Source organism: Labrys sp. Lb11 (genome assembly GCF_057554225.1).
In genome coordinates this window covers 880873-907578 of the sequence record NZ_BAAJOT010000001.1, presented here as the reverse complement: position 1 = coordinate 907578, position 26706 = coordinate 880873, and the positions used below count along the sequence as shown (strand labels likewise).

The following is a 26706-nucleotide window of genomic DNA, read 5'->3' as shown; positions in this document are numbered from 1 at the left end:
CGCCCGGCCGGGCCGCCCGTCCTCGTGAGTCCCCCATGCCCCGCATTCCCGACTTCACCCCGCCCGAGCGGCTGGCGCGGGCCGAGGCCGACTTCCGGCGCTTCGCCGCCGCCCAGGAAGCCCGGGCCCGGGCCCGGGCCGCCGCCGACGCCATCCCGCCCGGCGGCGGCGTCACCACCGCCTTCCGCAACCGATACCGCGCCGACGCCCAGGCCATGGCCGGCGCCTGGCCGCCCGAGGCGAGGCTGCGCCTGTCGCCGCAGATCTTCGCCCTGGAACACCGGCTCGCCGGCCCCCTCAGCCAGGTCGAGACCACGGAGAAGCTGCGCCATCACGGCGCCCTGCAGGACGCCCGGGACGCCGACCTGCTCGACACCGCCGCCTGGCACATCGACCCGGCCCAGCGCGATGCGGCGGTCGAAGCGCTCTACAACGCCAACCGCAGCAATCCCGACCTGCCGCCGGCCATCCGGCAGAGCCGCGTCGCCGGCCTGCCCGACAGGATCGCCCTGGCCCAGGGCAACGCCCTGCTCGCCGATCCCCGCCGGCGCCAGGCGATCTGGCAGACGGGGCCGGCAGACGGCGGCGTACCCGACGCGGTTGGCGGGGCCGGCGACCTCGTCACCCCGCTGTCGATGCGCGGCCTCCCCCCGCTCGCCGACGGCGGGCAGGCCGTGGCCAAGGACTATTTCCGCGGACTGCACCCCTCCGCCTCCTTCCCCGTGATCGAGCAGCTCGCCGCCAAGGCCGCGCTCACCCGACAGGACGACATCCGCCGCGCCGCCGACACGGGCGCCAGGCTCGCCCGGCTGATCGGCCAGGACGCCGTCTCGATCCGCGACACCGGCCGGGAGAACCCCGACCTCGATCTCGACGAGGTCCTGGCCCATTTCGGGCCCGCCATTGCCGCCCATGTCCGCCAGGGCCGCGACCAGGCCCGCGCCGACCACATCGCCAACGCCCTCTCCCTCGCGACCGGCCAACCGGCTGCGGCCGCGAAGACCCTGGCGACGTGGGGCCGACCGGCCGGCAATGATCCGGCCGAGGCCTCTGCCGAAAACTGGAAATATTGGGACGGCGCCCCGCCCGCTTCCCCGACCGGCCCTGCACCACCGGGCCTCTCGTCGCAGGCCGAGGGGCCGGCAAAGGCGGCTGCGGCCGATGGGTCGCCCGTCGGAAGGCGCCCACCTCCACCCGCCCCCGCCCCGGTTGCGCCAACACCTCCCGGCCCGCCGCTCGCAGCGGGCCTGCCGCCGAGCGATCCCGTCGATGCGTTCATGCAGCAGCTCCGGCTCGCCGACGAACGGCGCTCCCATCCGCAGCCTCCTGCCAACGCCTCGACAAGCACGCCGCTCGAAGCGCCACCGAGCCCGGCTGGCCAGCCACTCCCACCTTCGGATACTTCAGCGGCGGACCCCGACGACTCCGAAGCCGCACCGGGCCTGGTGGCAGGCAAGCCGGTCAAGGATTTCCGCATTACCCCGGACGCCGTGCTCCAGGACGACGTGGGCAAGCTCGGTGATGCGGCCAAAGGGGCGCCCCCGCGGCTCGACAAGGCGATCGCCTATGCGGTCACCGCCGCCTTCATCCGACGCGACACGAAGTACATCGACCTGCTGGCGCAAAGGTCCGATCTCGACCCGCGCGACGCCGCCAAGATCAAGGAGATCAAGGCCATCGCCGATACGATGATCGGCGCCGGCAGCCGGTACGGCAGCACGCTGGCCCAATTGATCGATCTCCGCACTCTCGACGGGCAGTCTCTCGGCCCGTCGATGGTCGCGATGGAATACGCGGCCCGGCACGGCGACGCCGAACGGGCGCAACAACTGGCCCGCAGCATCATCCCTGCCTTTGATACCCCAGGCGTCGCACTCGCGCTCCTCCCCTCCGGGCTGAAGGGCCTGGCGTCCGAACCGTATGTCGATGCCGCCCTGTCGGCCCACTCCGAGATGAAGGGGAATCTCGACCGGGAGCAACAGTTCGCCTTCAAAACCGAACTGGATGCCGCCAAAGGGCCCAGCGAGCGATGGGCCGTCATCCGGAAGTACGACATCCTCGCTCAGGCACTGCTGTCCGACCCCCAGGCGACGATGCGCGTTGGGATGCTTGGCGGCATCGCCGCCAGGAGGGCGGCTGCGGTCAAAGGTCCAAACGACGCTCAGACACCGCCCCCAAAGTCGGCGCCTTCAAACCCGATATTTGAGAGAAGCGGCGGCCGTTCTGGCCCTAAAGGCGTTGACCCTGATCATCACAATGCGAACGTAATGGTGCGAGGTCCAAACGGAGAAGTTATAAGCCATCAGCGCATCGTCAGCGGCAACATGACTCCAGAGGAGAAAGCGCTTCCCTTCCCAAAAGGTAGCCTCGCCTCTCACACCGAAGCGCGCGCGGTCCGCTACACGAACATCCAACAGGGTCAAAGTATGATAATATTAGGCCAGAAGCCTCCGTGCCCCTCTTGTAAGGGAGCAATGAATGATGCTGCAACCAAAACGGGAGCTAATATCACTTATCGCTGGCGTCAAAATGGAAAAACGATGACCTGGAAAGCCTCACCTCGAAAAGTAGGAAACATCCAATGAAAATTTTGGCGAATTTCGTTTATTTCGACGACAACGGAGATGTAACCCTGCTTGGATTCTCTGACAGTCGCGACAACCCCCAAACATATATCATAATGAACATGAGCAACACACCGGACGAGCAAGACATATCCCTTGGAATGGAAGGTATCCATATCGAAACAAGCATAAAGAATTTAGATGGGTATAATATAATTGAAAATATAATTGAAAATGATGAAACGATAATTATTATAGAATTTACATTGACTATCTCAAAAAAATCCAATATCGACAGAATTACGATACATCTGAATGCAAATTTTGAATTAAAGAACGAATCAGGCATCGAAATTACATTGCACGATGCCATTTTTAGATTCAAAAGACGCCTATACGATTTGAGACGCAAATAAACCTATTTCCAAGAATTGAGGTGGGCTGGGCCTCTCGTCACAGGTCGAGGGGGCCGCGCACACGACCGCTGCTCCCATCTCTCCGCCAACACCCCGACCCGTGCCCCCATCCCGTTGACCCTGCCGCCCTGTTTTGGCAGATTCCGACCGTGCGGTGCTGTGCCCGGACGCCGTGATCCCCGAGCCGCACCGCCCCCCCTCGCACACTCACCGCCTATCCGCCGCCGCGCCCTGCCGGCGGCGCCCGCGCATCGAGACCCCACCCCATGAGCCATCCCCATGCGGCCGCGGCCTTCGCCCGGCCGGAGGCGGCCGCCATCCGTGCCGTGGCCGCCGGCACCGCCTCGCCCGAGCAGCAGCGGCTCGCCCTCGCCGCGATCGGCCAGAAGGCCTGCCGGATCGACGAGACGTCCTATGTCCCCGGCGGGCCGGAGGCCGAGCGCGCCAGCTGCTTCGCCGAAGGCCGCCGCTTCGTCGGCGCCCAGATCCGCCGCGCCATCCAATGCCCCCTCGAGCAGTTCCCGGAGGTCGATCATGATTGAGGACGCTGTCCCCGCAAACGCCGAGAGCCACGCCAAGGCCCCGCCCGGCTCGGATATGGGCGCGGATGCCGGCGCGGGCACGTCCGCGCCGGCGCCCCAGGCCGGCAGCGAGCCGGCGCCGCGCCCGCTCGCCGACGGTCGTGCCCCCCAGCCGGAGGCCACGCCGCCGGTCGGCGACGGCCAGGAGGCACGGCCGGACTTCCCGGACGACTGGCGCGAGCGGGCCGCCGACGGCGACGAGGACATCGCCCGGCTGCTGAAACGCTTCGGCAGCGTCAAGGCCGTGGCCCGCGCCCTCAAGGAGACCCGCGCCCAGGTGTCGAAGGGGCTCGCCGCCCTGCCCGAGGATGCGGGCGAGGACGAGAAGGCCGCGTGGCGCCAGGCCCGCGGCATTCCGCAGACGCCCGACGCCTACGAGGTCGCCCCGCCCGAGGGCATGACCTGGAGCGAAGAGGACCAGGCCGCTCTCGACGCCTTCACCAGGTTCGCCCATGCCAGGAACTGGTCGCAGGAGCAGGTCGCCGACGCGGCGCGCTGGTATGTCGACGACCAGATCGCCCGGGCCCAGCAGCAGGCGGTGGCCCTGCACGGCTTCGCCCGCGAGACCGAGAAGACGCTCAAGGCCGAATACGGCCGCGACTTCGAGCGCACCGTCAACCTGGTGGCCCGGTTCGGCCGCGACGAGGTCGGCGCCGAGGCCTGGGAGAGCCTGGTCAATGCCCGCATGGCCGACGGCACCTATCTCGGCGACCAGCCCGGCTTCATCCGTCTGCTGGCCGGCAGCGCCCTGGAGCGCGGCGACGGCGCGCCCTACGAGGCCGGCACCATCACCGGCGGCGTCTCGGACGCCGAGATGAAGAAGGCGCATGCGGAGCTGGTCGGCAGGGCCGGCGCCGGCGACCGGGCGGCGCGGGCCAAGCTGGCCGACCCCGACTATGAGCGGCGCATCGGCGCCGTCTATGACCGCGAGGCCAAGGCCGCCGGGCGCGCCGCCAAGGCCGGCTGACCCGTCCCGGCGCATCACCGGCGAGCGCAGCCACACGCCCTGATCGGGTCTTGCCGAGCAGACGGCGACCAGCTTGACACACCGCCTCGGCCGTCGGGGTGGCCCGGGCCGCGCGGGTGGTGCAGGCAGGCGGCTCGGACGGCCTCCCGGATAGCGGTCCGGGTTCGGACCGAAGCGCCGCCCCACCCGATACCGCCCCCACCGGATTGACCGGACGGCTGGGCGTTGGCAGATTTCGATCGTGCGGTGTTGCGCCTGGACTGGCGCCCCCCGTCTCCTCCGCACCTGCGACGCCTGGCTGCGGAGAGATCCTTATGAATCGGACTCTGAGGAAATTGAAGACATTCTTCACACAAGTGGTGATGGTGCGAGAGGAATTGTCTATGGATCGAATCCCAATACTGCTTATGGACATGTCTGGAATGTCCGATTAGACAAAGGCGTTGTTCGCTTCATCGACAGCCAGCCGGGAAAAAAGCGGGAGATGGCGCGTTTAATTTTACCCACTTCACCCACTTCATGTTTGTTGTAACGGAAAAAGGAGCAAAAAAATGAACAAAAAAGACGCAACAGCGTTGGCAGAGACGTACATATCCGAACTTAACAGCAAAAATTCCAATTTGCCAGAAGATGAAAGATTTATTATTGAAATAAACCATAAAGAGACCAGAAATATTGATATTGGATATGTATTTTTTTACAATACACTGGAGTATTGGAGAACAAGAGATCCCCTGACAGCCCTTGCGGGGAATGGTCCAATTTTAGTTACTAAGAATGGTGGAGATTTATACATTCTCCCATCAAACAGATCGCTTGAAAGCAGTTTATCTATTTACAGAGACACTCTCATGAAGTAAAAATTCTCTTCGCTGATTATTATCCAACAAGCGATCTCGATACATCGAATGACGCGAGCCGCCTCATGCTACCCCGACAGTTCCGGGCATCGCGGCCTGATGCGATCGGGCGTGGATTGAAACACCCTGGACGACGGCGGGCATCGTTGCTGCGCCACGCCTTGCTTTTCCGCCTCGCCCCGTCCCGGTGACCCCGCCGCACCGTTTCGGCAGGGTCTGATCGTGGGGCGCCGTGCCCGGACGTGGTGAACCGCGGACCGCCTCCAAACCGTTCATGACCGCTGCCGCAGGCCTTGCCGACGGGCTCGGCATAACCAGCCGAAGAAGCCGCCGCGGACGATCATTCGCCGCGCGGCCAGGCTCCCAACACCCCATTCCGCCGAGCACTCGGCGATCGGCCTGATCCACCGCGACGGATCACCCGAACCGCAGGACGCTCCGGTCCGCCAGCCTCCCGAGCACTCGGGCGGCGGGGCGCCCCGGCCTACCGCTCCGCGGCACGATCCCCCAACGCTCCCAAAGGACACATCGCATGGCGACAATCGCCCAGCAGACGATGTACCGGGATGAGTACATTGCCGGCTTCGAAACCCGGCAGTCCATCCTGCGCGACACCGTCACCACCGAGACCATGACGAAGGGAGGCTCGACCTACTTCCTCGTCACCAAGCCCAACCGCACCGCCGTGACGCGCGGCGCCAACGGCCTCATCCCCTCCGCGGTGGAGGACCTCACCCAGGTGCAGGTCACGCTGCAGGAGAAGCATGACAAGCCGCAGAAGACCAACTTCAACATCTTCGCCGGCCAGTCCGACCAGCGGCGCATCATGCAGATGGAATCCATCGGCGTGATCAACCGCGACATCGACCTGATGATCCTGGCCACCCTCGCCACCACGGCGGTGAACACCGGCGCCGCGGCGGCGATGTCCAAGACGCTGATCAACAAGGCGCTCAACGCCCTGTGGAAGGCCAAGATCCCGAATGACGGCCACGTCTACGGGCTCCTGACCCCGGCGGCCTGGCTCTACCTCTCCGACGTGACCAGCTTCTCCTCGCGCGACTATGTCGGCGACCAGCCGCTGGTGGTCGGCCCGGAGAAGCGGCGCTGGCTCAACGTCACCTGGATGATGTCGCCGGAACTGCCGGGCGTCGGCACGGCGAGCGCCGCCTGCTTCCTCTGGCACAAGTCGGCCGTGGGCCACGCCATCGACGCCAAGGGCATGCAGGTCTTCTCCGGCTACAACGAGGAGGACGACTATTCCTGGGCGCGCACGACCTACTACCACGGCGCCGCCCTGCTGCAGGGTCCCGGCGTGGTCAAGGTCGTCCATGACGACACCGGCCTGAACTGAGGAGGATCCGAGCATGCCCTACTCCCCCGCCAACCCGCCGGCCCTCGTCGTCCAGGACATCGGCAACCAGGGACCGGCCCGCTGGCTCCTGCGCGGCACCGACGCCGTCACCACGGTGCGCGTCACCGGCTACGTCGCGAATGCGCGCGACCTCGGCCTGAAGAAGGGCGACATCGTCGAGTACACCAAGACCGACGCCGTCCCGATCGCCACGCAGATCCTGATCGTCTCGGCGATCAACGCCAACGGCTCGGCCGACCTCAGCGACGGCCTCGCCATCACGGCGACCAACACCGACTGAACCGGGACACGGCCGACGGACGGCGCAACGCCGCCCGTCGGCATCCCGCCCCGCTCCCGCCGCAAGGCCGCACGCCCCGCGCGGCGGCCGGACCGGCGCCGTCCCGTCCCCACGACCGCGCAGCCTCGCCCCGCCTTCGCGCGCATGGGCGAGCCTGCCGCGACGGGCCGAGCCCCCTCCCTTCCCGAAAGGATCCCCCCATGACCGAACGCTATGCCCTGCCCGCCGACGTGCAGCTGCGCGAGCACGCCTATGTCACGCGCGTCTATCTCGCCAAGACCGGCGAGGGCGAGGACCTGGAGGCCGTGCTGAAGCCGGCCTTCTGGGTGCAGTGCGCCAAGGCCTTCCGCATCCGCGACGTCCTCGAGATCATCGCCGACGACGGCTCCTTCGAATGGCACGGCCGCGTCGTGCGCAAGGGCGCGGGCGAGGTCTGGTTCCGCGAGCTCTACGCCTGGCAGCGTCCGGAGGAGGCGGCCGAGCCGCTGCCGCCGCGCGGCGACTACAGCATCGCGTGGGGCGGCCCGGCCCACAAGCACCGCGTCATCACCCCGGCCGGCGACGTGCTCAAGCACGGCTTCGACGACAAGGGCGAGGCGATGGAGTGGCTGCGCCGCTACCTCGCCGGCGAGCTCCGGGACGCCGCCTGATGCCCGACCAGGTCCTCGTCGTCAACGACGCCCTGGCGCTGCTGGCCGAGCGCGAGGTCACGGCGCAGGAACTGGCCGCCGGCGCGAACGAGCCGGCCCGCGTCATGGCCTCGGCCTGGCCGGGCGCGGTCGACGCCTGCCTGTCCCTGGCGGCCTGGCGCTTCGCCTCGCGGGTGCAGGCCCTGACGGCGGAAGGGCTGGGCTCGGGCGACGATCCCGCCCTCTACGCCGCGCCCGGCTATTCCCGCGCCTTCGCCATCCCCGCCGACCACCTGCGCACCAACTGGCTGCGCGACCGGCCGCAGGCCGATGCCCTGCCGGTCGATTTCCTGCTGCAGGACGGGTTCTGGCACACCAACACCGAGCGGCTGTTCGCCTCCTACGTCTCGCACCAGTACCGCCCGCCCGAGACCTGGACGCCGCTCTTCGCCAAGGCGGTGGCGGCCTATCTCGCCTGGCGGCGCGGGGCGCGGCTGCGGCCGGCGGCCGACGCCAACGAGCTGCGCCTCGGCTTCGAGGCGGCGCTCGACCAGGCCCGGACCGCCGACGCCAGCGAGACGCCCTTCGCCTGGCACGCACCCGGGCGGCTGACGCGCGCCCGCGGCGGCCACTCCCGCGAACGAGGGTATGACCGATGAGCCGCGGCAATTTCCCCGTCTATGCCTTCAACGGCGGCCAGGTCTCGCGCCTGGCGCTCGGCCGCGTCGACCTGCCGCGGCTGGCCGTCTGCGGCGAGACCGTGCGCAACTGGCTGTGCTCGACGCTCGGCTGGATGGGCATCCGGCCCGGTTCCGAGTATTGCGGCCGGACGCTGGCCGACAGGCCGGCCCGGCTGATCCCCTTCGTCGGCACGGCGGCGCAATGCTCGCTGATCGAGGTGACGGACCGGGCGCTGCGCATCTGGAACGACGGCGATCCGGTGCGGCGCACGGCCGTCGGCACCGTCATCGCCAACGGCGATTTCTCGGCCGGACTCACCGGCTGGACGGCCGGCGCCGCGCCGGGCGGCGGCTCGGTCGCGGCCTCCGGCGCGGGCACGGCGCTGATCGCCGGCAACGGCATCACCCGCTCCACCCTGTCGCAGGCGGTCACGGTGCCCGGCCCGTCCGCCGGCCTCGAGCACGGCCTCACCATCGTCGTGCCCTACGGCCCGGTCTACATGCGCATCGGCTCCTCAGCCGGCGACGACGACATCGTCGGCGAGACCGCGCTCGGCACCGGCACGCACAAGCTGGCCGTGGCGCTGGCCGGCACGGCGCATCTCGAGTTCGCGGCGGCGGACGAGTATCGCCGCGAGGTCGGCCCGGTCTCGTTCGACCCGGCCGGCGTGGTCAGCGTGCCGGCGCCCTGGGCGGAGGCGGACCTGCCGCGCCTGCGCTTCGACCAGCAGGGCGACGTGATCTTCTGCGCCTGCCGCGGCCATCCCCAGCAGCGCATCGAGAGCCGCGGCCGGCGCTCCTGGTCGGTGGTGGAGTACCGGGCGGTCAAGGGTCCGTTCCGCCAGCTGCCCGGCCGCAACCCGCCGGGCCTCACGCCCTCGGCCCGCACCGGCGGCATCACCCTCACCGCGGCGCGCGCCCTGTTCAAGCCCGGCCATGTCGGGGCGCTGTGGGAGCTGACCCATACCGGCCAGACCGTCACCGCCACGGTCTCCGGCGCCGACCAGTGGACCCAGCCGATCCGCGTCACCGGCGTCGACAAGCAGGGCACGGACAATTCCAACGCCCATACCGGCCAGCGCTCCTTCATCGTCAGCGTCTCCGGCACCTGGACCGGCACGGTCCGGCTGCAGCGCGCCTTCGGCAATCCCGAGGGCTGGGCCGACTTCAAGGCCTTCGCGGCCAACGCCGTCGAGATCGTGCACGACACCAACGACAATGCCATCGTCTACTGGCGCATCGGCTTCAAGGCGGGCGACTACACGTCCGGGGCGGCCGAGGTCGGGCTCGACTACGCCAACGGCTCGACCGTGGGCGTGGTGCGCATCACCGGCTTCACGAGCAAGACGCAGGTCTCGGCCGAGGTGGTCGACCAGCTCGGCGACACCATCGCCACCGCGAACTGGCGCGAGGGCGCATGGTCGGCGCTGCGCGAGTTCCCGCGCGACGTCGCCTTCCAGGACGGACGGCTGTGGTGGCTCGGCGCCAACTTCCTCTACGGCTCGGTCTCCGACGACTACGGCAACTACGACGACGACACCGAGGGCGACGCCGGCCCGGTGATCCGCTCGATCGCCACCGGCCCGGCCGACGGCAATCTGTGGATCCTGCGGCTGTTCAACCTGCTGGTCGGCAGCGCCGTGGCGGTGAACGTGGTGCGCTCCTCGGCCCTGGACGAGCCGATCACGCCGACGCAGTTCTCGGCCCGCGAGCTCGACCAGCTCGGCGGCGCCGACGTGGCGCCGGCGGCAATCGGCCCGCGCGGCGTCTATGTCGGGCGCAGCGGCGTCGACCTGTTCGAGGTGGCGCCCGGCCAGGGCAGCGACTTTGCCGTGCAGACGCTGATGCGCCTGGCGCCGGAGATCGCCGCCGCCGGCATCGTGCGCCTCGCCGTGCAGCGCCGGCCCGATCCGCGCATCCACCTGGTGCTGGCCGACGGCACCATGGCGGTGATGACCTACAACCGCGAGGAGAACGTGCTGTGCTGGACGACGCTCGACACCGACGGCGTCGTCGAGGATGTGGCCGTGCTGCCGAACCTGGTGGAGGACGACGTCTATCGCGTGGTGCGGCGCACGCTGAACGGCACGCCGCGGCGCTGCCTGGAGCGGCAGAGCTATGAGCGCGACACCCGCGGCGGCGCGGTGACGCGCCTGGCCGACTGCGGCCGGCTGGCGATATCGCCCACCCCGACGAAGACTTTCGCCGGCGCCGACGACTTCGAGGGCAAGGCCATCGTCGCCTGGGCCGACGGCAAGGGCTACGAGGGCCTCACGGTCACATCAGGCGTCTTCGAACTGCCGGTGGCGGCGGCATCGGTCTGGTACGGCCTGCCCTACACGGCCGAGTTCAGGTCGACCAAGCTCGCCTATGCCACGGACGCCGGCTCGGCGCTGATGCAGAAGAAGCGGGTCGATCACCTCGCTCTGCTGCTGGACTCGACGGCGCGCATCGGCGTGCGCTTCGGCGCGGACAGCGGCCATTTCGACCCGCTGCCGGCCATGGTGCAGGGGCTCGAGGTCGATCCCGCCGTCGTCGAGGCCGAGATCGACGACGTCGCCGCGTCCTTCAACGGCCGCTGGGACACCGATTCCCGCTTCGTGCTGCAGGCCCGCGCGCCCTGGCCCTGCACGGTCAAGGCGGCGATCATCTCGATGGCGACCCATGACAGCCGTTGAATTCCGCCTGACCCGCCAGGACGACATCCTGCGCTGGGACTACCGGCCGACCTGCGAGGCCCGCTTCCACGGCCTCACCGCCTGGGCCGGCCGGCGCTGCGTCGGCATGGGCGGCGTGGCGGTGACGTCGGACGACCGCCGGGCCTGGGGCTACGTGCTGCGCGCGCCGGACTATGCCGGCGCGCTCGGCAAGGGGCTGCATCGCAAGGCGCTGCGGTTCTTCGCCGGGCTGAAGCGCAACGGCTTCACGGCGGTGTACGCCACCGTGAGCGACGAGGTGCCGCGGGCGGCGGAGTGGATGGCGCGGCTCGGCTTCGAGGCGACGGACGAGGTCGCGCCCAACGGCAAACCCGTGCATGTGAAGAGGCTGTGATGCGGAGATTGACAGGCTATGAGACGCCCTGGTCCCTTTCGGGCATGGGCGTCGTCCACGAACCCGGCACCCTGATGGCGGCGCTCAGCGCCGCCGGCAGCCTGGTCTCGGCCGGCGGTTCGATCATGTCCGGCAACCAGCAGGCCCAGGCCGCGAAGTTCCAGGCCCAGCAGCTCGACATGAAAGCCAAGGAGGAGCGCGCCGCCGCCTCGCGCGAGGCGGCCGAGCGGCAGAGGAAGCAGGACGAGGTCCTGTCGCGCCAGCAGGCCCTCGCCGCCGCATCCGGCGGCGGGGCCGGCGACCCGACCATCCTTGACCTGATGGGCGACACGGCGGCGCAAGGCTATGCCGACCGCCAGACCGCGATCGGCGCCGGCGAGAACCGCGCCCGCGGCTTCGAGGACGCGGCCGCGGTCCAGCGGGTCAACGCCAAGAACGCCCGCATCGCCGGCGTAATGAACGCCGCCTCATCGCTGATCGCGGCGCCCGAGGCGGCGTACAAGGCGTACGGGCAGGCGATGCCAAGGCTAAATTCTCCGGCGCAGCCGGACGCCGGCAGACCGCCAGAACTACCTAACCCATGGAAAAGATAACTCGCCCCACATGTCGATACTCAATCCAACCGATCACCAGCAACACATTTTATCTCTGAAACTGAGGCATAGAGGCCGCGTATGCGCTTATTTCTCGCCTCCTCACGCTCTGCAGGCGTCGCACATATAGGCCTCTGTACGATATCATAGCCTTTTGCCCGAAGACATCTTCCGATATATCGATCTCTAAGGCTTGTATTTACATCATACGACACAGATGTCGCAGGAACGCTATACCCACCAACGGTCGAGCATTGCGTCGAAGAACCCACTGTCCAACAATTTATGGAGCCAGGCGAGCTATATCCGCCACGAATATCTGTCGCAATAGTTTGCGGAATCTCCTTAAACGAGGCGATCTTGCAAGCATCGAAATCTGCTGATGTTCGTTGATCTGACGCCCCTACCTTAAATGGGAATATAGCGGTTTGTGGCGCCGTCGCACAGCCGCTCAAAACCACGACGACCGAAGCCATCACCAGCGTCGCACGCATCGTCCCCTCCCCATTTCGGCCGACCCTAGCCAATCCGGCCTGACTCGCCAACCGCTCCGCCGTCGATAGCCGGCCGCGCGGCGGCCATCGCCCCTGTCTTCCCCCGAACCGGCCGCCGCAGGCGCCGAGGCCCGCCGCGCCGGCGCGCGCCTCCCTGTGCCGCGCCCCGTGCCTGCCCGCACCGGGCGGCCCCGCCGGTCTCGCACCGAGGATGCTCCATGCCCCGTATTCCCGATTACACCGCCCTGCCCGATCGGCCGCCCTTCCGCACGGGCCGGACCGTCGCGCCGGGCCCGGACGACCTTGTCGGCCCGGCCGTGCGCGGCCTCGGCGCCAGCATCGTCGGGACGGCCGACAAGACCTCCCTCCTGATCGGCGACATGGCCAAGGCCGACACGGCGCGCCGGGCGGCGGAGCAGGAACAGGCCCAGAAGGATCGCCGCGCAACCGCCATCCTGCAAGGCTCTTCGGCCGACGCCGCCTTCTCCAAGGGCCTCGGCGACCTCACGCGATCCCTGGACGACGGCGATCACGGCACGCATGGCGCGCGCTTCGATGCCGGGTCGAACGCCCTGATTGCAAAACACGCCGCGACCATTACCGATCCGAACATCCGTGTCCTGTGGGTCGCCAACGCGCGGCACCGCACCGGCAAGGAGCGCGTCACCGTAACCCGGCGAGCCGATGCCGGCCAGCAACAGAGCAGGATCACCCAGCTCGACACCACGCTCGGCGCCTATGGCGGCATCATCGCCGATCCCGCGGCATCGGAGGAGAACTGGGCCCAGGCCTACGCCTCGCTCGGCGCCGCGATTGACCAGGGCGAAAAGGCCGGGATCTACAGCCCGGATCTCGCCCGAAGCCGGCGGGAAACCTACCTGCAGGTGGGCGCCTTCGCACGCGGCAAACGCATGAACAGCCGGCGGGCGGACAACCCCATCCATGGCAAGCTTCCGCAACAGCCCACCACCCCGCAACAGACCGCGGCGGACGCACCGTCCTTCCCGCTGTCACCGCAGAACGACCTGTCGCCGGTTCTCCTGGCCCGTGACCAACAGCAAGGCGTGCCTGCAGCCCCCTTCTCTCGCGCCGCCCGGGACGAGAGCGAAGGCCCGGCGGCGCCATCGCCTGCTGCCCCACAGGCTGCGGCGGATGCCCCATCCTTCCCGCTACCGCCCCGGAACAACCTGTCGCCGCTCCTCCCTACCCGTGACCAGCAGCAAGGCGCGCCTGTCGGCGCCCCGTCTCGCTCCGCCGAGATCGAGAGCGGAGGCCCGGTGGTGCCGGTCGAAGGCGCGGCACGCGACACCGCGGCAAACAAGCAGGCCCTGCGCCTGGCCCTTGGCCGCGGCCCGACCGCAGCCGAACTCCAACTGGCGCAACAGCGAGGGCCGACCGGTGCCGCCAAGCTGCTGGCCAGTCCGGACGCCACGGCAGCCTCCCTCATCGGCACGAAGGCCGTCATCCAGAACGATGGCCGGCAGGATATGCCGGCCCGCGACTTCACCAACATGCAGATCGGCAGGGTCGACGGCACGGCCACCCCTGCCGCAATCAAGGACGAAGCATCGGCCGAGCGGACACCCGACGACTACACGAAGGCCTATCAGTTCTTCCAGACCAAGTTTCCCAAACTTGACCCCGTCCGGGTCAGCCAGTTGGCGCAGGACGCCGTCGTCCAGAAGGCGACCTTCGCCGTAGAGGACCGTCTCAAGATCGAGCGGGCGGTCGAGGATGCCGATGCCGCGCTGCAAAGCACCGGTACCTATACGGGCTACATGCCGACACCGGAGGACTTCCGGACGGCCTATGGTGACAGCGAGGGCAAGCGCCGATCCGATGCCTTCCAGGCCGGCATCGAGGCCGGCAAGGCCGCTTACGACTTCCCAAGGCTGAGCGACTCCGAGATTCGGGCGCGCGTGGCCGACGCAAGGCCGCCCCAGACGGGGGATGGAGCCGCCATCGCCGCCGCCAAATATGCCGCTCTCGCCGCTGCAGCGGATTCGCAGTTCAAGCTGCGGCGCGAAGACCCGGCCGGAGCGGTCGTGCAAGCCTTCCCCATCGTCAGGCAGGCCTGGCAAGAAGCATCCCAGTCGCCGGAGAAATTCGCAGCAGCCCTGCGCGCCAGCGCCGCTGCCCAGACTCAGCTCGGTATCGCGCCGGACAGGCAAAGGCCGGTGCCGAAGGAGAGCGCGGCGAATGTCGTCGCCGCGGCGAAAGACGAGACGAGGACGCCAGCCGAGCGCCTGGGCGCGCTCAAGGCCCTGATCATGGCGACGTCGGATCGCGGCCAGCGGCAGGCCATCGTCAAGCAATTGGCGGATGCCGGCTTGCCAGGCCCCATGGACGGCGTCCTGGAGGCTGCGGCGGCCGGCCGGAATGATGCCGCCGGTCGCCTCTTCGCGGCGGCGAACCTCAAGGCCGGCGACCTGCCGGGCAAGCTTCCTCACACCGATGAGGCGATCGACCAGGCCATCGAGGACGGCGTCATGGCTGACGGCGAGGTCGGCGACCTGCTCTACGGGCTGAAGGCCGGCAACCGCGACAACCTCCGGCATGCCGCGAACGACGCGCCGCTGCTCAAGAACGGCGTGAAGCTCTACCTGACCCAGAACTTCACGCTGAAGGATGCGGTGCGGCGTGCCGCGCAGGACCTCTACGGCGACCTCATCCCGGTCCTCTCCGGACAGGTCAAGGCCGCGGTGCCGGCCGACGCAGACCCGAGCCAGATCATCGACGGGCTCGGCCTGAAGAAGGGCGCGGTCCGCGAGCAGATCCTTCAGTTCGACCCGCACATCGACGGCGATATGGCGTCAGATCGGCAGCAGCGCGACTTCGGCAACCGAGACAAGAGACGCTATGCCGACGCCATCCTCGACAGCGGCCAGTGGCGCAATGTCGGCGGCGGCTTCGGATTCTGGATCCCGGAGCAGGGCAAGTTCATCGGCGGCAAGGACGGCAAGCCATTCGTCGTGACGCAGGACGAGGCGGTTGCCGCGGCGACTGAAGCGGTGCAGCCACCGAAAGCGGCCGCCGACGCCGTCAATGTGCCGGTTGCCCCAGCGGATGATCGGCCGACACCGCAGCTGTCGCCAGCGGAGTACCAGGTCAGGCGGCGGCGCAGATCGGCGCTGGAACAGTTGCAGCGCGACACCGCGGCGATCCCGGTGCAGCCACCGGCATGGGACCAAGCCCCGGCCAATCCGCCGCCGCCAAGGCCGCCCGGACCGTCGTTCGGCGAGTGGGTCAAGGCCGACGGCCAGACCCTGCGCCAGAACATCCGCAGGATGCAGCGCAATCCAGCCCCGGACATCCCCGAATGAGCAACATCTTCGCGCTTCGGGCGGACCCGACCGGTCCCGTCATGTCGGAGCAGGACTTCTCGCAGGCGGCCACGTCGCAGCCCTTCTCGATGGCGCGCCAGTTCGGCGAAAGTGCCATCCACGGCGCGCTGGGATCGTTCGGCCTCGGCACCGTGATCCGCGAGTCCCAGATCCCGCAGCGGGCACCACGGCTGGCCGATGACGCTTACATCGCCGTGATGGGGCTGCCCGAGGATCAGGCCGCCGCGCTCCGTGCAGGCCGTGACCGGGCGCAGGCCGGCATCGACAAGGCCTACAACGTCATGGATGACGAGGCCCAGAAGGCCTCCGTCCACTTCCGGCCCGAGATCGGCGTGCAAGCCGGCATGACGCCGGAGCGCCAAGCGGCGCTGGCGGACTGGCACGATGCCAAGGTCTACCGGGAACTGGCTCTGGCGCGGGGCAACCGGGCCGTGGCGTTTGCCGGCGAGGTCCTCGGCGGGGCGCTGGACCCGATCAACTACATCCCGGTGCTCGGCCCCGAGGTCCGCGCAGCGGCTCTTGCCCGCTGGGGCTGGGGTGGCGCCGCTGCCGTGGGCGCCGCCGATGCGGCGCTGAACACCGCCATCGCCGGCACGGTCACCGCCCCGGCCCGGAAGGCCATGGGCGACGACGCGTCCTGGCAGGACATCCTGTCCCAGTCAGCCATGGCCGCGGCGTTCGGCAGTGTATTCGGCGCGGCGGCGCATGGCATCGGCACGTGGCGCACCAGCCGCAAGCTCAACGCGCTGGAAAACGTCGCCAAGGCCCGTGCCGTCCTGAACGAGGGGATCGACGGAACCCTCACGGGCGGGGGCGTCCAGCTCTCGCCGGCTGCCATCGCAGAAGCGGCCAGGTTTCGCGACGAAGCCGCGCGCCTCGAGGGCAGCCCCGAGGGGACCGGACTCGGCGCGATCAGCGCGAGCGCACCCGGCAACGCCGCGAAGAGCGGGGATGCCCCGCCAGTGCCGGCGTTGCCGGGGCAAATGGCAGGACTCGGCGGCGACATCGAGCCGGCCGGCGGCCGCTCCTGGGGAGCCGATCCCGCCCCGTCTCGCCCGCAGACAGCCGCCGATATCGCGGGGGATGCGGGTCCGCCGCCCTCCCCTGCCTCCGGAAAGGAGGCCATCGAGCGTCCGCGCGAGGCCCCGCGTCTCCAGGGCACCTCGCTCGAAGCCGAAAGCGGCCTGAACCGCCCGAGCGGCGCGGACCGTGCTCAAGCCCCCGTCAGCCCCCTGGAGAGTCCCGCGTCGATCCGGGATGCTGAACCCGGCCGGGTCACCGCCAAAGACCGTCCGGGCAACGGCGGAGCAACCGAGCCCGCGACCCGGGACAAAGCTGATGCCAGCCTCCATCCAGGCCACGCGCCCGAACCATTGGCCGGAGCCATCTTCGACGCCGCGTTGCAGCACCCTGGCCGCGCCGCGCCAAGCCCTCGTGCCTTCGATCCGTCGCCGCCTCGCCCCGTACTCCCCAACCCCACAATCGCCGAAGCGGCCGCCCGCATCGGCAAGCCCGAGGATCTGAAGGCGCTCGCGGCCGATCACGGCATCGACATCGCCACCGGCACGCATGGCGAGGAGCGCGCGCTGCAGCAACTGGGTGTCGACGGGCGGTGGACGCCGCAGGACCGGGCCGTCCTCGACGAAATGGAGCGAACAATCGGAGCGGCAACCGCCTGGAGCGAAGCCCTACGCATTCAAACGCAAACAATAAGTAACACAAACCCAAATTCCCCAACTATTCATAAAAACCCATCGACCACCCTTCCCACAAAAGAAAACAATCATTTACAAAATATATCCTTATCACCAACAAAAAACTCACATGAATTCGACACAATTCCACACGGAAATAGAATAATCTTAAAACCAGTCGAAATTGAGTTCAAATTTTCCAATCTAACAGCAAATCAACAAGATTTCATCAAATTTCATCTTTCAGAACAAGAATCTACATTGAATAGACTATCATTATTATTTCCAGAAGATTTAAAGCTTAATTTAGAAAATTACAAAAATGTGAAGTCATTAATTGCAAATCCAGGAAAATGTATCGGAAAACCACACCGACTCAAAATAAAAAACTTGACGCAGCACATGCACTAGACTCTATTGCTGGTGGATATATTTATGAGTTTGTCGGATTTCGCGACCCCGATCAGCAGCGAATCGGCGCACTATGGCGCACTCGGGCCGCCCAAATCGTCCCAGGAAGGGAGCATCGACTTGTACCTAAATTCGACCAGGAATGAGCCATGACCGAAACTCAACCGCAAGACAACAAGGGATTCTACATCGCACTGTTTGATATTGACGGGGAGCATCTCGAAACCAATTTCGTAGAATTTGAAAACTTCTCCTCTAAATGGATAAATGTTTGCAAATTATTCATAAGCAGCCACCTGCCAGCATCCAAAGATTCATGGGGCGGTCAATTATCTCATATTTCCACAAGAATAACTTCACAGCACAACTCTGCAATAGTTACTTTTTTTATCCAGGAATACCCTGTACTGTCGATGGCTCTCGCCAAGGGTATATCAGAAGAAATCGAGCGACATGTCCTCGCTATGTTTGTTAATTCTCTCAGAAAAATTGACATTGTTGAAAATTTTACCAACTCATCTGAGCCATTCAAGGAAATAATTTCAATAACCGAACGCCCTCTTATGATTATTATTCCTTGGCCCAGCAAAAATATCTCGGACAAAGATATAGAAGCCGTTAACGAACTCTCCAATCATTTCGCAGCGGCGTATTTTTTGCTGAATAACACTTAATATAATTACAACTACATCCAATAAAATGCATACAATACTCCCTCGACTCTCTGGATTTTTTTGCCAAGCCTCCCTCTCCTGAATACAGGGCTATCGCATATGAGTAAAGAGCTCGATGAGGAAATCTTTGCTCCACAGGGCCCGGCGCATTTTGTGGGCCATGGGCTTTTGCAGCGGATGAGCCCGCAAGATGTTTTGCGCGAGCCTGCGGATCACGGCCAAGTTCTCGGGGCCGTGATCCTTGCGGGTGCGGGCTTCGTCCTCGCGAAAGATCACGTCGAGGGTCCAGTGGAGATGATTCTCGATGCTCCAATGCGCGCGGATGGTCTCGGCGAGCTGGGGTGGGGTCAGGATTTTCGACAGCGCGACGTAGCGGGTGTCCGCCTGCGTCTTGCCGGAGGCGAGGGTGCGCTCGGCCTGGATGCGTCCGATCGCCTTCAGGCCCGGGAAGCGGACCGGCTTGGGCAGAAGGTGCGCCCGCAGCACGTCGACCCGCCGGCGCTCCCGACGGCCATGGCCCTCCTCGTTGCGCTCGCTGAACGGCAAGGTCGCGCCGTGGGTGGCAAAGCCGGCCTGGGCGGCGGCATGGAGCGGCCCATGGTTGCTCTTCAGCCCGAGCGCATAATGCGCCTTGGTCGCCAGCACCGCCTCGGCCATAGCGGGATGGCAATGCAGCGCATCCGCCGTCACCACGCTGCCCTTCAGGGTCAGGCCCTTGAGCAGGCCCAGGGTTGCGGCCACCTCGTTGCCGCCGGGCGCCCGGGCCTGGGCGATCGTCGCGCGCGTCTCGACATCCCACACGCTCACCAGCAGCGGCGGCAGGCAGGAGCGGCCGGCTTCGTAGCCGCGCCGCAGCGCCTTGCCGTCCACCGCGATCACCCGGCCCGGCGCCAGCCCCAGGGCGCGCCGCAGCCCTGCCATGAAGGCATCGAACGCCTTGGCCAGCTCGACCGGGTCGAGCAGGCGAAACAGCCGCGAGAACGTGTCGTGCGAGGCCACCCCATGCTCCAGCACCAGCCAGTCGCGCAGGTGCTCCTCATGGGCCTCGGCAAACTCGGCAATCTCGACGCAGGTCTTCGCCCCACACAGCGTGGCAATCAGCGCCGTGAACAGCACCTCGGCAAGATCATGGCGCGCATTGCTATCCCGCGGATCGTGCACCGCACGCAGGATCGTCACCAAGGTCTGCATCGGACGGTCCCTCCAAAGAGCAACCCTCTCCAAAATCCATTCCGATGCGTCGCGCAACACCAAGTGTACTCAAATGCGATTCCCCTAGGGGCAGCCCTGAGGGCGCCGGACCCAGCGAGATCGGCCCGAGCGTGCCCGGCGACATCGCGAAAGGCGGGGATGCCCCGTCCGCGCCGGTGTTCCCGGCGCGGCCGACCAGTCTTGGCGGCGAGGTCGAGCCGGCCGGCGGCCGCCCGCAGGAAGCCGGTCAACGTCCGGCTCACCAGCAAGCAGCCGGCGGCATCGCGGGGGACGCCGCTCCACCGCCCTACCCGGCTCTCGCGACAAAGCCAGCTCTCGCGATAGAGGCCGCCGCCCGCCGGGGCGAGGCCCCGCGTCTTCAGGTCGCCTCCCGCGAAGCCGAAAGCGGCCTGAACCGCCCGAATGGCGAGAGCCCTGCCCCAGCCCCCGCCAGGGTCTTGGACGACGCCGCGCCGATCCGGGATGTCGAACCCGGCCGGGTCGCACCAAAAGACCATCCGGGCGCCAGCAGAGCAGCCGAGCCCGCGCCCCGCGCCAAACCCGACGCCGCCATCCATCCGGGCAATGCGCCCGAACCACCGGCCCGAACCGCCTTCGACGCCTCGTTGCCCCGCCCCGGCCGCACAGCACCAAGCGCTCTTGCCTTCGATCCCTCGCCGCTTCGCCCCGTACTCCCCAACCCTGCGATCGCCGAAGCGGCCGCCCGCATCGGCAAGCCCGAGGACCTGAAGGCGCTCGCCACCGATCACGGCATCGACATCGCCGCCGGGCAGCCGCCGGCACGCATGGCGAAGAGCGCGCACTGCAACGGCTCAATGCGGAGAAGCAATGGGCACCGCAAGATCGGGCTGTCCTCGACGAAGCCGAGAGGGCGGCCGAGGCGAGCAGGGCGTGGGAAGAGGCCCTCCGCTCTCATGCCCAGGCACCAACCAATCTGGAACCCGCGGCTCCAGCGGCGTGGAGACAGTTGCCCCTAGCGGAAGCGGTAGAGGGCACCAGCGGTTCACCATCGACCTCGATCAACGACCCGTTGGAGTCCGGCCGGCTCAATACCAAGCCGTCGACTGCACAGATTGCGGAGGACCAGAACGGCCACTTTCGGCCTCCGACCGAGAGCTCCGTCTTCATGCAAACCAGCGCATACCGGGCTGGCGATGCCGGCTCGGGAGGCAGCGGCTTCGACCGCGAGTTGAAGCCTCCGATATTCGCCGACCAGGGAGACTTGGTTCCCGCCGCAGAAGGTCCGGGGACACGGTTTGGCCTCGCGATATCGAACGACTATCGTGCGACTTTCTTTGCTGCCAATCCCGATCTGAAAGGCAAGGTTGTCGTTCACCACGCCGTTGAACAGCGGGTTTTGAAGCTGTACCCTGGCGTCGTAAGTGTGCCAGAGATACACTCTCTTGAGAACCTCCGGGGCATTCCGAAGAGCGGAAATTCGAACCTGCATCTCAGATAAATTAGGCGCGAGTGGAATCAATTCTATCGACTGAATAACAATTCGACAAAGCAACAACTTCTTAACAAGTCTGCTGATATTGACGCCAAGTATGGCACTCAGTTCAATCCTCCAACGAGGTGATGATGATGCAATATTTTTACATTGAGCCCGAGGTGGCCGGTGGACTCGGAGATCGCACTATCTTGGATCCGAGTGTTCATCCGCCGATCGTCAGTCAACTCCATTATGAGATGGAGGGCTGGGATGGAGATGTGATTCTGGAAGGTTTTCCAGTGTTCATCGTAACGGAGGAGGCGAAGCAGCAGCTTCTGGAATCAGCTTTCACGGGCATAGACTTCGCCGATGCGGAAATAACGACGAGCGACAATTTCAAAGAGCTATATTCGGACTGCCGCCTTCCTCTGTTTTCTTGGCTGAAGCCCAGGGGCGAGGCCGGTCAAGATGATTTTGGGACGGCATCTGATGGGCGTCTCGTCGTATCGGAGCGCGCGCTCGATGTGCTTCGGAAATTAGGAACGGAGAACGCATTGATAGAGCGGTTTGATCGCTGAAGCCTCCTCAATTGGGGCTATAGCGTGGCGCCGACCGCGCCGCCGTCTGGTCATCGCGGCACGCATCAACGACGTCGATTCGAAGGTTAGCCACCGCCCCCTTCGCTGCGCAGGCCCGTCTCGTCGCTGGCCACGATCTCGGTAAGAGGGGCAAAACCCCGGGCACACACTCAAGGCATCGGGTCACAACGAAAATCGTGCCGTTGAAAACACAGAGTTTTTTTGGCCGTACTGCCTTCTCAATACCTGTTTCGCCGCCACCTGCCCGGGGTTTTGCCCCTCTTACCGATCTCGGCCCGGCGCAGCAACGCCTTGGCCTCCTCCCGTTTGGCCTCGAAGCGGCACGAAGCCCGCTTGAACATGGTCATCAGCGCCCCCTCGCTGACCGAAAGTCCGAACAAATCGGCAAAGGCGCGAGCCAGGCGCTCATAGGAAAAGGCGTGCTGCGCCTTCAGATAGATCGCCAGGCCATGGATGCGCGGGCCGAAGGGCGTGCCTTTGGCCTCCGCGGGCAGGTCCGCCTCGCTCAGCAGCCGACAATGGTCGCAACGCAGAGCGAAACGGCGATGCCGGCGCACATGGGGCGTGAGGGGCGGGATCTCGATCGCGTCATGCTCGCTGACCAGCAGGCGCTCGGCTTCGGCCCCGAACAGCGCAAGACAATGCGGGCAGTGCTCCGGGACGTGATCGACGACCTCGTCGGGATCGGGGCACAGGTCCCGGTCATGTCCCTTGTGCCCGGGCTTGGCGCCACCAGGCCGGGACTTCGCGCGCCGCTCCTCTTTGCTCGGCGGCGGCTCCCATTGGCTCTTGTCGTCGGAAGAAGGAGGAAAGGACGATATTCGCGACGTCTTCGGCGGATGCTGAAGCTTCAGCACCAGGTCGATCAACTCGTCACGGGAAAGCCGTTCAAGCTCGTCGCATCTCATTCCAACTTTGAATCAGCGATCACCCTGCGCCGCAAGCCCAATATCGCCCACAAACACCACGTGGGTAATTACGTCGCATCTATCGTGCGGGGGCACCTTGGTTATCCGACGTGACAAAATACAGAAAATGTGGCACCTTCCTTCAGTCTGTAGACGAATCCTGCGTTGCAGCAGCAGGATAGATACTGAGCGACAACCTGATAAAGGAAGGCTATCTCATAGTAACACTTGGACACCCGAGGAATGCATTCACACTAGCCGAAGCCTTCAATTCCATGAATGTGAGCGGCGGTCAATGGAGAGCTGGGGTAATATCTAGCATCTCTGCTCTGATTAAAATACTGAACAAACAACGCATCGGCGCCACATTACGAGCTCCAGGCCTGCAGGGACACATGGTAGTTATACAGCCGACTCTCGAATATCCAAACACCTATATGGTTTTATACACGGGCGTCGGCGCCTCGTATGTGGTAAATTCAGAATTGGTAGAAAAATATATCGCGGAGACAATCTGGCAATGAATATCACCCATCCCATCCCAAAGAATAAAATCGGCTTTATGCGTAGCATATCCTACGTTAAAAAGGGATTGTATCGTGTTGAATTCAAATCCGAAAATGATGATGCATTTTATTATAGCATATAAGTATTTACAGATCAACAAAACCCCAACGATCCTGAAAAAATTTATGCCGTCAGGGTAATTTATAGCAACTTTAGTGCACATTCTCTAATTGGCCAAATAGATATTCACGGTGTTTCCCAGGCTATATTTCTATTTCACTATGCCTGTCAAAATCATGACGACAAAGAACTCATGCCAACACCACACATAACAACTTAACAATCCATCGTCCTGTCAATCAGAAGAGACCTCGAATCTTAGAGCCTGACCTAAAAGTCGACCGGGTCGGCTCATCGGGTCTTTCCGCCGCCTGGTGCGTCGCCGCACCTTGCTAATATCCTTGATATTCTCGGACTTCAAATCCCGCAACTTCGGCCTCGCGCCACCGGCCAAAGGCCCCAGATCGGCAATCGTTCCCTCTAGCCGGGATGGAGCTGCGGGGGTTTGGCCGAGAGACGGGGTATCGGCCACCTCTCCACACGCGCCCCATAGCGCCATCCCGGGCACCAATCCCGCGGTCTTCAGGGTAGGTTCCCCCTCGACGGTCAGTTCCAAAATCCAGGACTCCCATGACATCGCCTCCATTCGCTGGCGGCGCACGCCTCTGGACGAACCGCTTGCGCCAGGATGACGAAGCCGGCGCAGCTCACGCGTCTTGATTGCAGGATCGGAGATCGACATGCTCGACAGCCCGACGCTCCACTCCCCTCCCATGAGCGCCCCGATCCGGGAGGCCAATGCGCCGCCCGGCCGGAATGAGCTGGCCGCGGCAGCCCATGTCCGTGCCATACGCGACCGGTTGCTGGCTGAGGGGAAGATCGACGGCCTGGACGAGCGCGTGCGCGCGGCGGTGGAGCAGGAAATCGAACGGGCCAGACTCGCCACCGCCGTGCTGCGGCGACGGGCCAGCCTCGACCTCCTCGCCCGCGACCGGCTCGACCGGGTTATCGGTGCCGACCGGGCGGGCAGCCTGTCACCATGCCAGACCCTCCTGGCGTTGCTGGAGGGCACGCCGCAGGCCGCGCAGGCAGGTCGCGTCTCCCTTGCCGCGGTGCGTCTCGCCTTCGAGAATCGCCATATCGGCGCCCTGTTTGCCGAGATTGCCCGGGAGCGGCCCTATCTGGCCGACATCATCGCCGACGAGCGGCTCAACGCCGATCTCGTCACTGAGATGGCAGAATTGCGCCAGGGCGGCAGGCCCGGCCTCACGGGCAATGACGATGCCCGCTATCTCGCCAGGGTCTTCGCCACCTTTGCGCAGATCAGCCGGGCGGACCTCAACCGCCGAGGCTGCGCCATCAGCTCGCTGGACGGTTGGCCGGGAGCACCGATGCATGACGACAGGAAGCTGCTTGCCGCCGGCCGGGATACCTGGATCGCAACGATCCTGCCACTGCTCGACCTCGGGCGCAGCTTCCCAGAGGCCGCGACGCCGGAAGCCGCGGCTTCGGTGCTCTCGCGCCTCTATGATGCCCTGACCATCGGGGCAGTCGGAGCGCCGGCCGGATCGGTCGCTCCGACTGCCCCTGTTGCAGCGCTCGCCACACCCGGTCTTCTGGTCTTCAAGGACGCCGATGCCGCCCTCGCCTACCAGACAACGTTCGGCCTCGGCGATGCGGTGTCCGGGTTCATCGCCCACCAGAGGCGAGCGGCTCGCGTGGCCGCCGCGCAAGACTGCCTCGGAGCCAATCCCGAGTCAGTCCTGCGCTCGCGCCTTCCGGCGGATGCCGGCGCCGATATCGTTTCGGGCGCAGACCTCGACCTCGAGGACTTGCAGGCATCGCTTGATCTTGCCTCCGGCCTTGCCGCCTCGCCGGCAGGCTCGGGGGCGGCGTCGATCGACCGCGGCATTCGTTCCTCCGCGACCATGGCCGCACTGGGCAATGCCATGCTGGACGCTATGCCCACCGACACGATCACGGCCGCGGCCGCCGCCCTGTTCCAGCCCGATGGCTCGATCCATGGGCAGATCCGGCAAATCGATGCCATCCTGGCGACGCGGCCGCCTGACGAACAAAGAACAATCGTCCATCTTCTTGCCGAAGGGTTTGAAGGTCTCATCGGCCATGTCCTGTCCCAGCACGGCGATGCGCAGGACGCGCCCCTTGGCGCGACGTCCGGCCTGGCCCTCACGTCCTTCCGCTGGAACAAACGGATCTGGTGGGAAGACGTCACCCGCGCCGTCGCTGCCCGCACCATGGCCGCCGAACTCGGCCTGCGGGCCCGGTCCGAGTTCCCGGCCCTGCCGCCGGACTTTCGGCAGGCGTTGGGCGACAACGGTCTCGAAGACGGACACTGGCAGGCGATCCGCCAGGCGCTGTTCCGAGCCAGCAACGGCCATGCCTATGTCACACCGGACAGGGTGCTGCGCTTGCCGGACGCAGCCGTCGCCCATCTTGGCGATGCGAAGGCAGCACGGCGCTCCCTCGCAGCAGCCCTGCGAGGTTTCATCGCCGGGAATGCCGGCCCATTGGCGACACCGACAGGCGGGCGTTCCGCGGCCGAGAGGCGTCGGTTCGTGACCCTTGGTGGGGAAGCCGCTCGCTTCGTTGCCGGATTCCCCGCCTTTCCCTCGACCTTCTCCAGCCCACTGCCGTCGGCAGCCGCACAAGGCAACAGCGCCTACCGCGCCAGACGGCGAATGCACGGCCAGCCGCATCTCGGAGCGCTGATCGCCGGCCTCACCGTCGCGGCCTGCATATCAGGCCTGATGAGAGGCGCCCTCGCCGGCGCCGCACTGCAAGTCCCCGGCCATCCGGCTGCAGCGATCGGGCAAGTGCGGCGCGCCCTGATATCGGGAGGAGGCGCCGGCCTCTACGCCGACCACCTGGCGGCTCAGGCCTGCCGCTTCGACAATCCCGCTGTTGACAACGCTGTGTCCCCGGAAAGCCTAGCCGCTCTGTTCCGAGCCGCTCACGCCGGCGACACACGAACGGGAGCACGGCTTGGCGCGATCCTGGACGATACGCCCTTCATTAATCTCGCCTATGTCCGCCCCGCGCTGGACGTGCTGTTCCTTGCCACCCTCCGCGAGGCAGCGGCTCCTGCTTATCGAAAGAGAGCCTGACTGAAAGGCCGATACGGACAGTATCCGCCGGATCCACCGACTTGAGCGACAGGGGCAACGCGCCGCCATCCGGATTACCCCAGGATCCGTCAAGCTGACGCCAACCCCAGCCAATCCGGCCTGACTCGCCAACCGCTCCGCCGTCGATAGCCGGCCGCGCGGCGGCCGTCGCCCCTGTCTTCCCCCGAACCGGCCGCCGCAGGCGCCGAGGCCCGCCGCGCCGGCGCGCGCCTCCCTGTGCCGC

20 protein-coding genes are annotated in these 26706 nt (G+C 66.0%); 18 read left to right on the top strand and 2 right to left on the bottom strand.

Annotation, left to right across the window (positions count from 1 at the left end; translation table 11 throughout):
* Positions 1–35: 35 nt before the first annotated feature.
* From AC27L4_RS04235 to AC27L4_RS04165, 15 genes are all read left to right on the top strand, one after another.
* A complete protein-coding gene (locus AC27L4_RS04235; protein ID WP_487140695.1) occupies positions 36–2585 on the top strand; it encodes a hypothetical protein in 2550 nt (849 codons plus the stop codon).
* A gap of 661 nt (positions 2586–3246) precedes the next feature.
* Entirely contained in the window at positions 3247–3522 is a 276-nt protein-coding gene (locus AC27L4_RS04230; RefSeq protein ID WP_487140694.1) for a hypothetical protein, read from the top strand.
* Positions 3515–4528 carry a hypothetical protein gene (locus tag AC27L4_RS04225; protein ID WP_487140693.1) on the top strand — a complete coding sequence of 338 codons (1014 nt, stop codon included), beginning with the start codon at positions 3515–3517 and terminating at the stop codon, positions 4526–4528. The genes AC27L4_RS04230 and AC27L4_RS04225 overlap by 8 nt, the downstream gene beginning before the upstream one ends.
* Before the next feature lie 241 nt (positions 4529–4769).
* Complete coding sequence (locus AC27L4_RS04220) at positions 4770–5060, top strand: toxin glutamine deamidase domain-containing protein (RefSeq protein WP_487140692.1); 291 nt, start codon at positions 4770–4772, stop codon at positions 5058–5060.
* Positions 5061–5079: 19 nt separating this feature from the next.
* Positions 5080–5388, top strand: coding sequence for a YrhB domain-containing protein (locus tag AC27L4_RS04215; protein WP_487140691.1), 309 nt, complete (start codon positions 5080–5082; stop codon positions 5386–5388).
* Between the two features lie 532 nt (positions 5389–5920).
* A complete protein-coding gene (locus tag AC27L4_RS04210; protein ID WP_487140690.1) occupies positions 5921–6742 on the top strand; it encodes a phage capsid protein in 822 nt (273 codons plus the stop codon).
* Positions 6743–6755: 13 nt separating this feature from the next.
* Positions 6756–7043 (top strand): hypothetical protein, encoded by a 288-nt coding sequence (locus AC27L4_RS04205; RefSeq protein WP_487140689.1) that lies wholly within the window; start codon positions 6756–6758, stop codon positions 7041–7043.
* 200 nt (positions 7044–7243) lie between these two features.
* On the top strand, positions 7244–7693 hold the full coding sequence (locus tag AC27L4_RS04200; protein WP_487140688.1) for a hypothetical protein: 450 nt from the start codon (positions 7244–7246) through the stop codon (positions 7691–7693).
* Entirely contained in the window at positions 7693–8331 is a 639-nt protein-coding gene (locus AC27L4_RS04195; RefSeq protein ID WP_487140687.1) for a phage connector family protein, read from the top strand. The genes AC27L4_RS04200 and AC27L4_RS04195 overlap by 1 nt, the downstream gene beginning before the upstream one ends.
* On the top strand, positions 8328–11030 hold the full coding sequence (locus AC27L4_RS04190; RefSeq protein ID WP_487140686.1) for a phage tail protein: 2703 nt from the start codon (positions 8328–8330) through the stop codon (positions 11028–11030). The genes AC27L4_RS04195 and AC27L4_RS04190 overlap by 4 nt, the downstream gene beginning before the upstream one ends.
* On the top strand, positions 11017–11403 hold the full coding sequence (locus tag AC27L4_RS04185; protein ID WP_487140685.1) for a hypothetical protein: 387 nt from the start codon (positions 11017–11019) through the stop codon (positions 11401–11403). Before AC27L4_RS04190 ends, AC27L4_RS04185 begins: the two co-directional genes overlap by 14 nt.
* A complete protein-coding gene (locus tag AC27L4_RS04180) occupies positions 11403–11996 on the top strand; it encodes a hypothetical protein (protein ID WP_487140684.1) in 594 nt (197 codons plus the stop codon). The genes AC27L4_RS04185 and AC27L4_RS04180 overlap by 1 nt, the downstream gene beginning before the upstream one ends.
* Before the next feature lie 811 nt (positions 11997–12807).
* Positions 12808–15813, top strand: a complete 3006-nt coding sequence (locus AC27L4_RS04175; protein ID WP_487140683.1) for a hypothetical protein — start codon at positions 12808–12810, stop codon at positions 15811–15813.
* Positions 15810–17939 carry a hypothetical protein gene (locus AC27L4_RS04170; protein ID WP_487140682.1) on the top strand — a complete coding sequence of 710 codons (2130 nt, stop codon included), beginning with the start codon at positions 15810–15812 and terminating at the stop codon, positions 17937–17939. Before AC27L4_RS04175 ends, AC27L4_RS04170 begins: the two co-directional genes overlap by 4 nt.
* Positions 17940–18088: 149 nt before the next feature.
* Positions 18089–18613, top strand: coding sequence for a hypothetical protein (locus tag AC27L4_RS04165; RefSeq protein ID WP_487140681.1), 525 nt, complete (start codon positions 18089–18091; stop codon positions 18611–18613).
* 90 nt (positions 18614–18703) lie between these two features.
* On the opposite strand, the gene AC27L4_RS04160 is transcribed toward AC27L4_RS04165, so the two are convergent.
* Positions 18704–19864, bottom strand: a complete 1161-nt coding sequence (locus AC27L4_RS04160; RefSeq protein WP_487140976.1) for an ISAs1 family transposase — start codon at positions 19862–19864, stop codon at positions 18704–18706.
* Positions 19865–20951: 1087 nt separating this feature from the next.
* Between AC27L4_RS04160 and AC27L4_RS04155 the strand changes: the two genes are divergently transcribed.
* Complete coding sequence (locus AC27L4_RS04155) at positions 20952–21284, top strand: hypothetical protein (protein WP_487140680.1); 333 nt, start codon at positions 20952–20954, stop codon at positions 21282–21284.
* Positions 21285–21409: 125 nt separating this feature from the next.
* Positions 21410–21838 carry a hypothetical protein gene (locus AC27L4_RS04150; protein ID WP_487140679.1) on the top strand — a complete coding sequence of 143 codons (429 nt, stop codon included), beginning with the start codon at positions 21410–21412 and terminating at the stop codon, positions 21836–21838.
* A gap of 239 nt (positions 21839–22077) precedes the next feature.
* On the opposite strand, the gene AC27L4_RS04145 is transcribed toward AC27L4_RS04150, so the two are convergent.
* Positions 22078–22767, bottom strand: a complete 690-nt coding sequence (locus AC27L4_RS04145) for a hypothetical protein (RefSeq protein WP_487140678.1) — start codon at positions 22765–22767, stop codon at positions 22078–22080.
* 1307 nt (positions 22768–24074) lie between these two features.
* On the opposite strand from AC27L4_RS04145, the gene AC27L4_RS04140 reads away from it, so the two are divergent.
* Positions 24075–26462, top strand: a complete 2388-nt coding sequence (locus tag AC27L4_RS04140; protein ID WP_487140677.1) for a hypothetical protein — start codon at positions 24075–24077, stop codon at positions 26460–26462.
* Positions 26463–26706 lie beyond the last annotated feature (244 nt).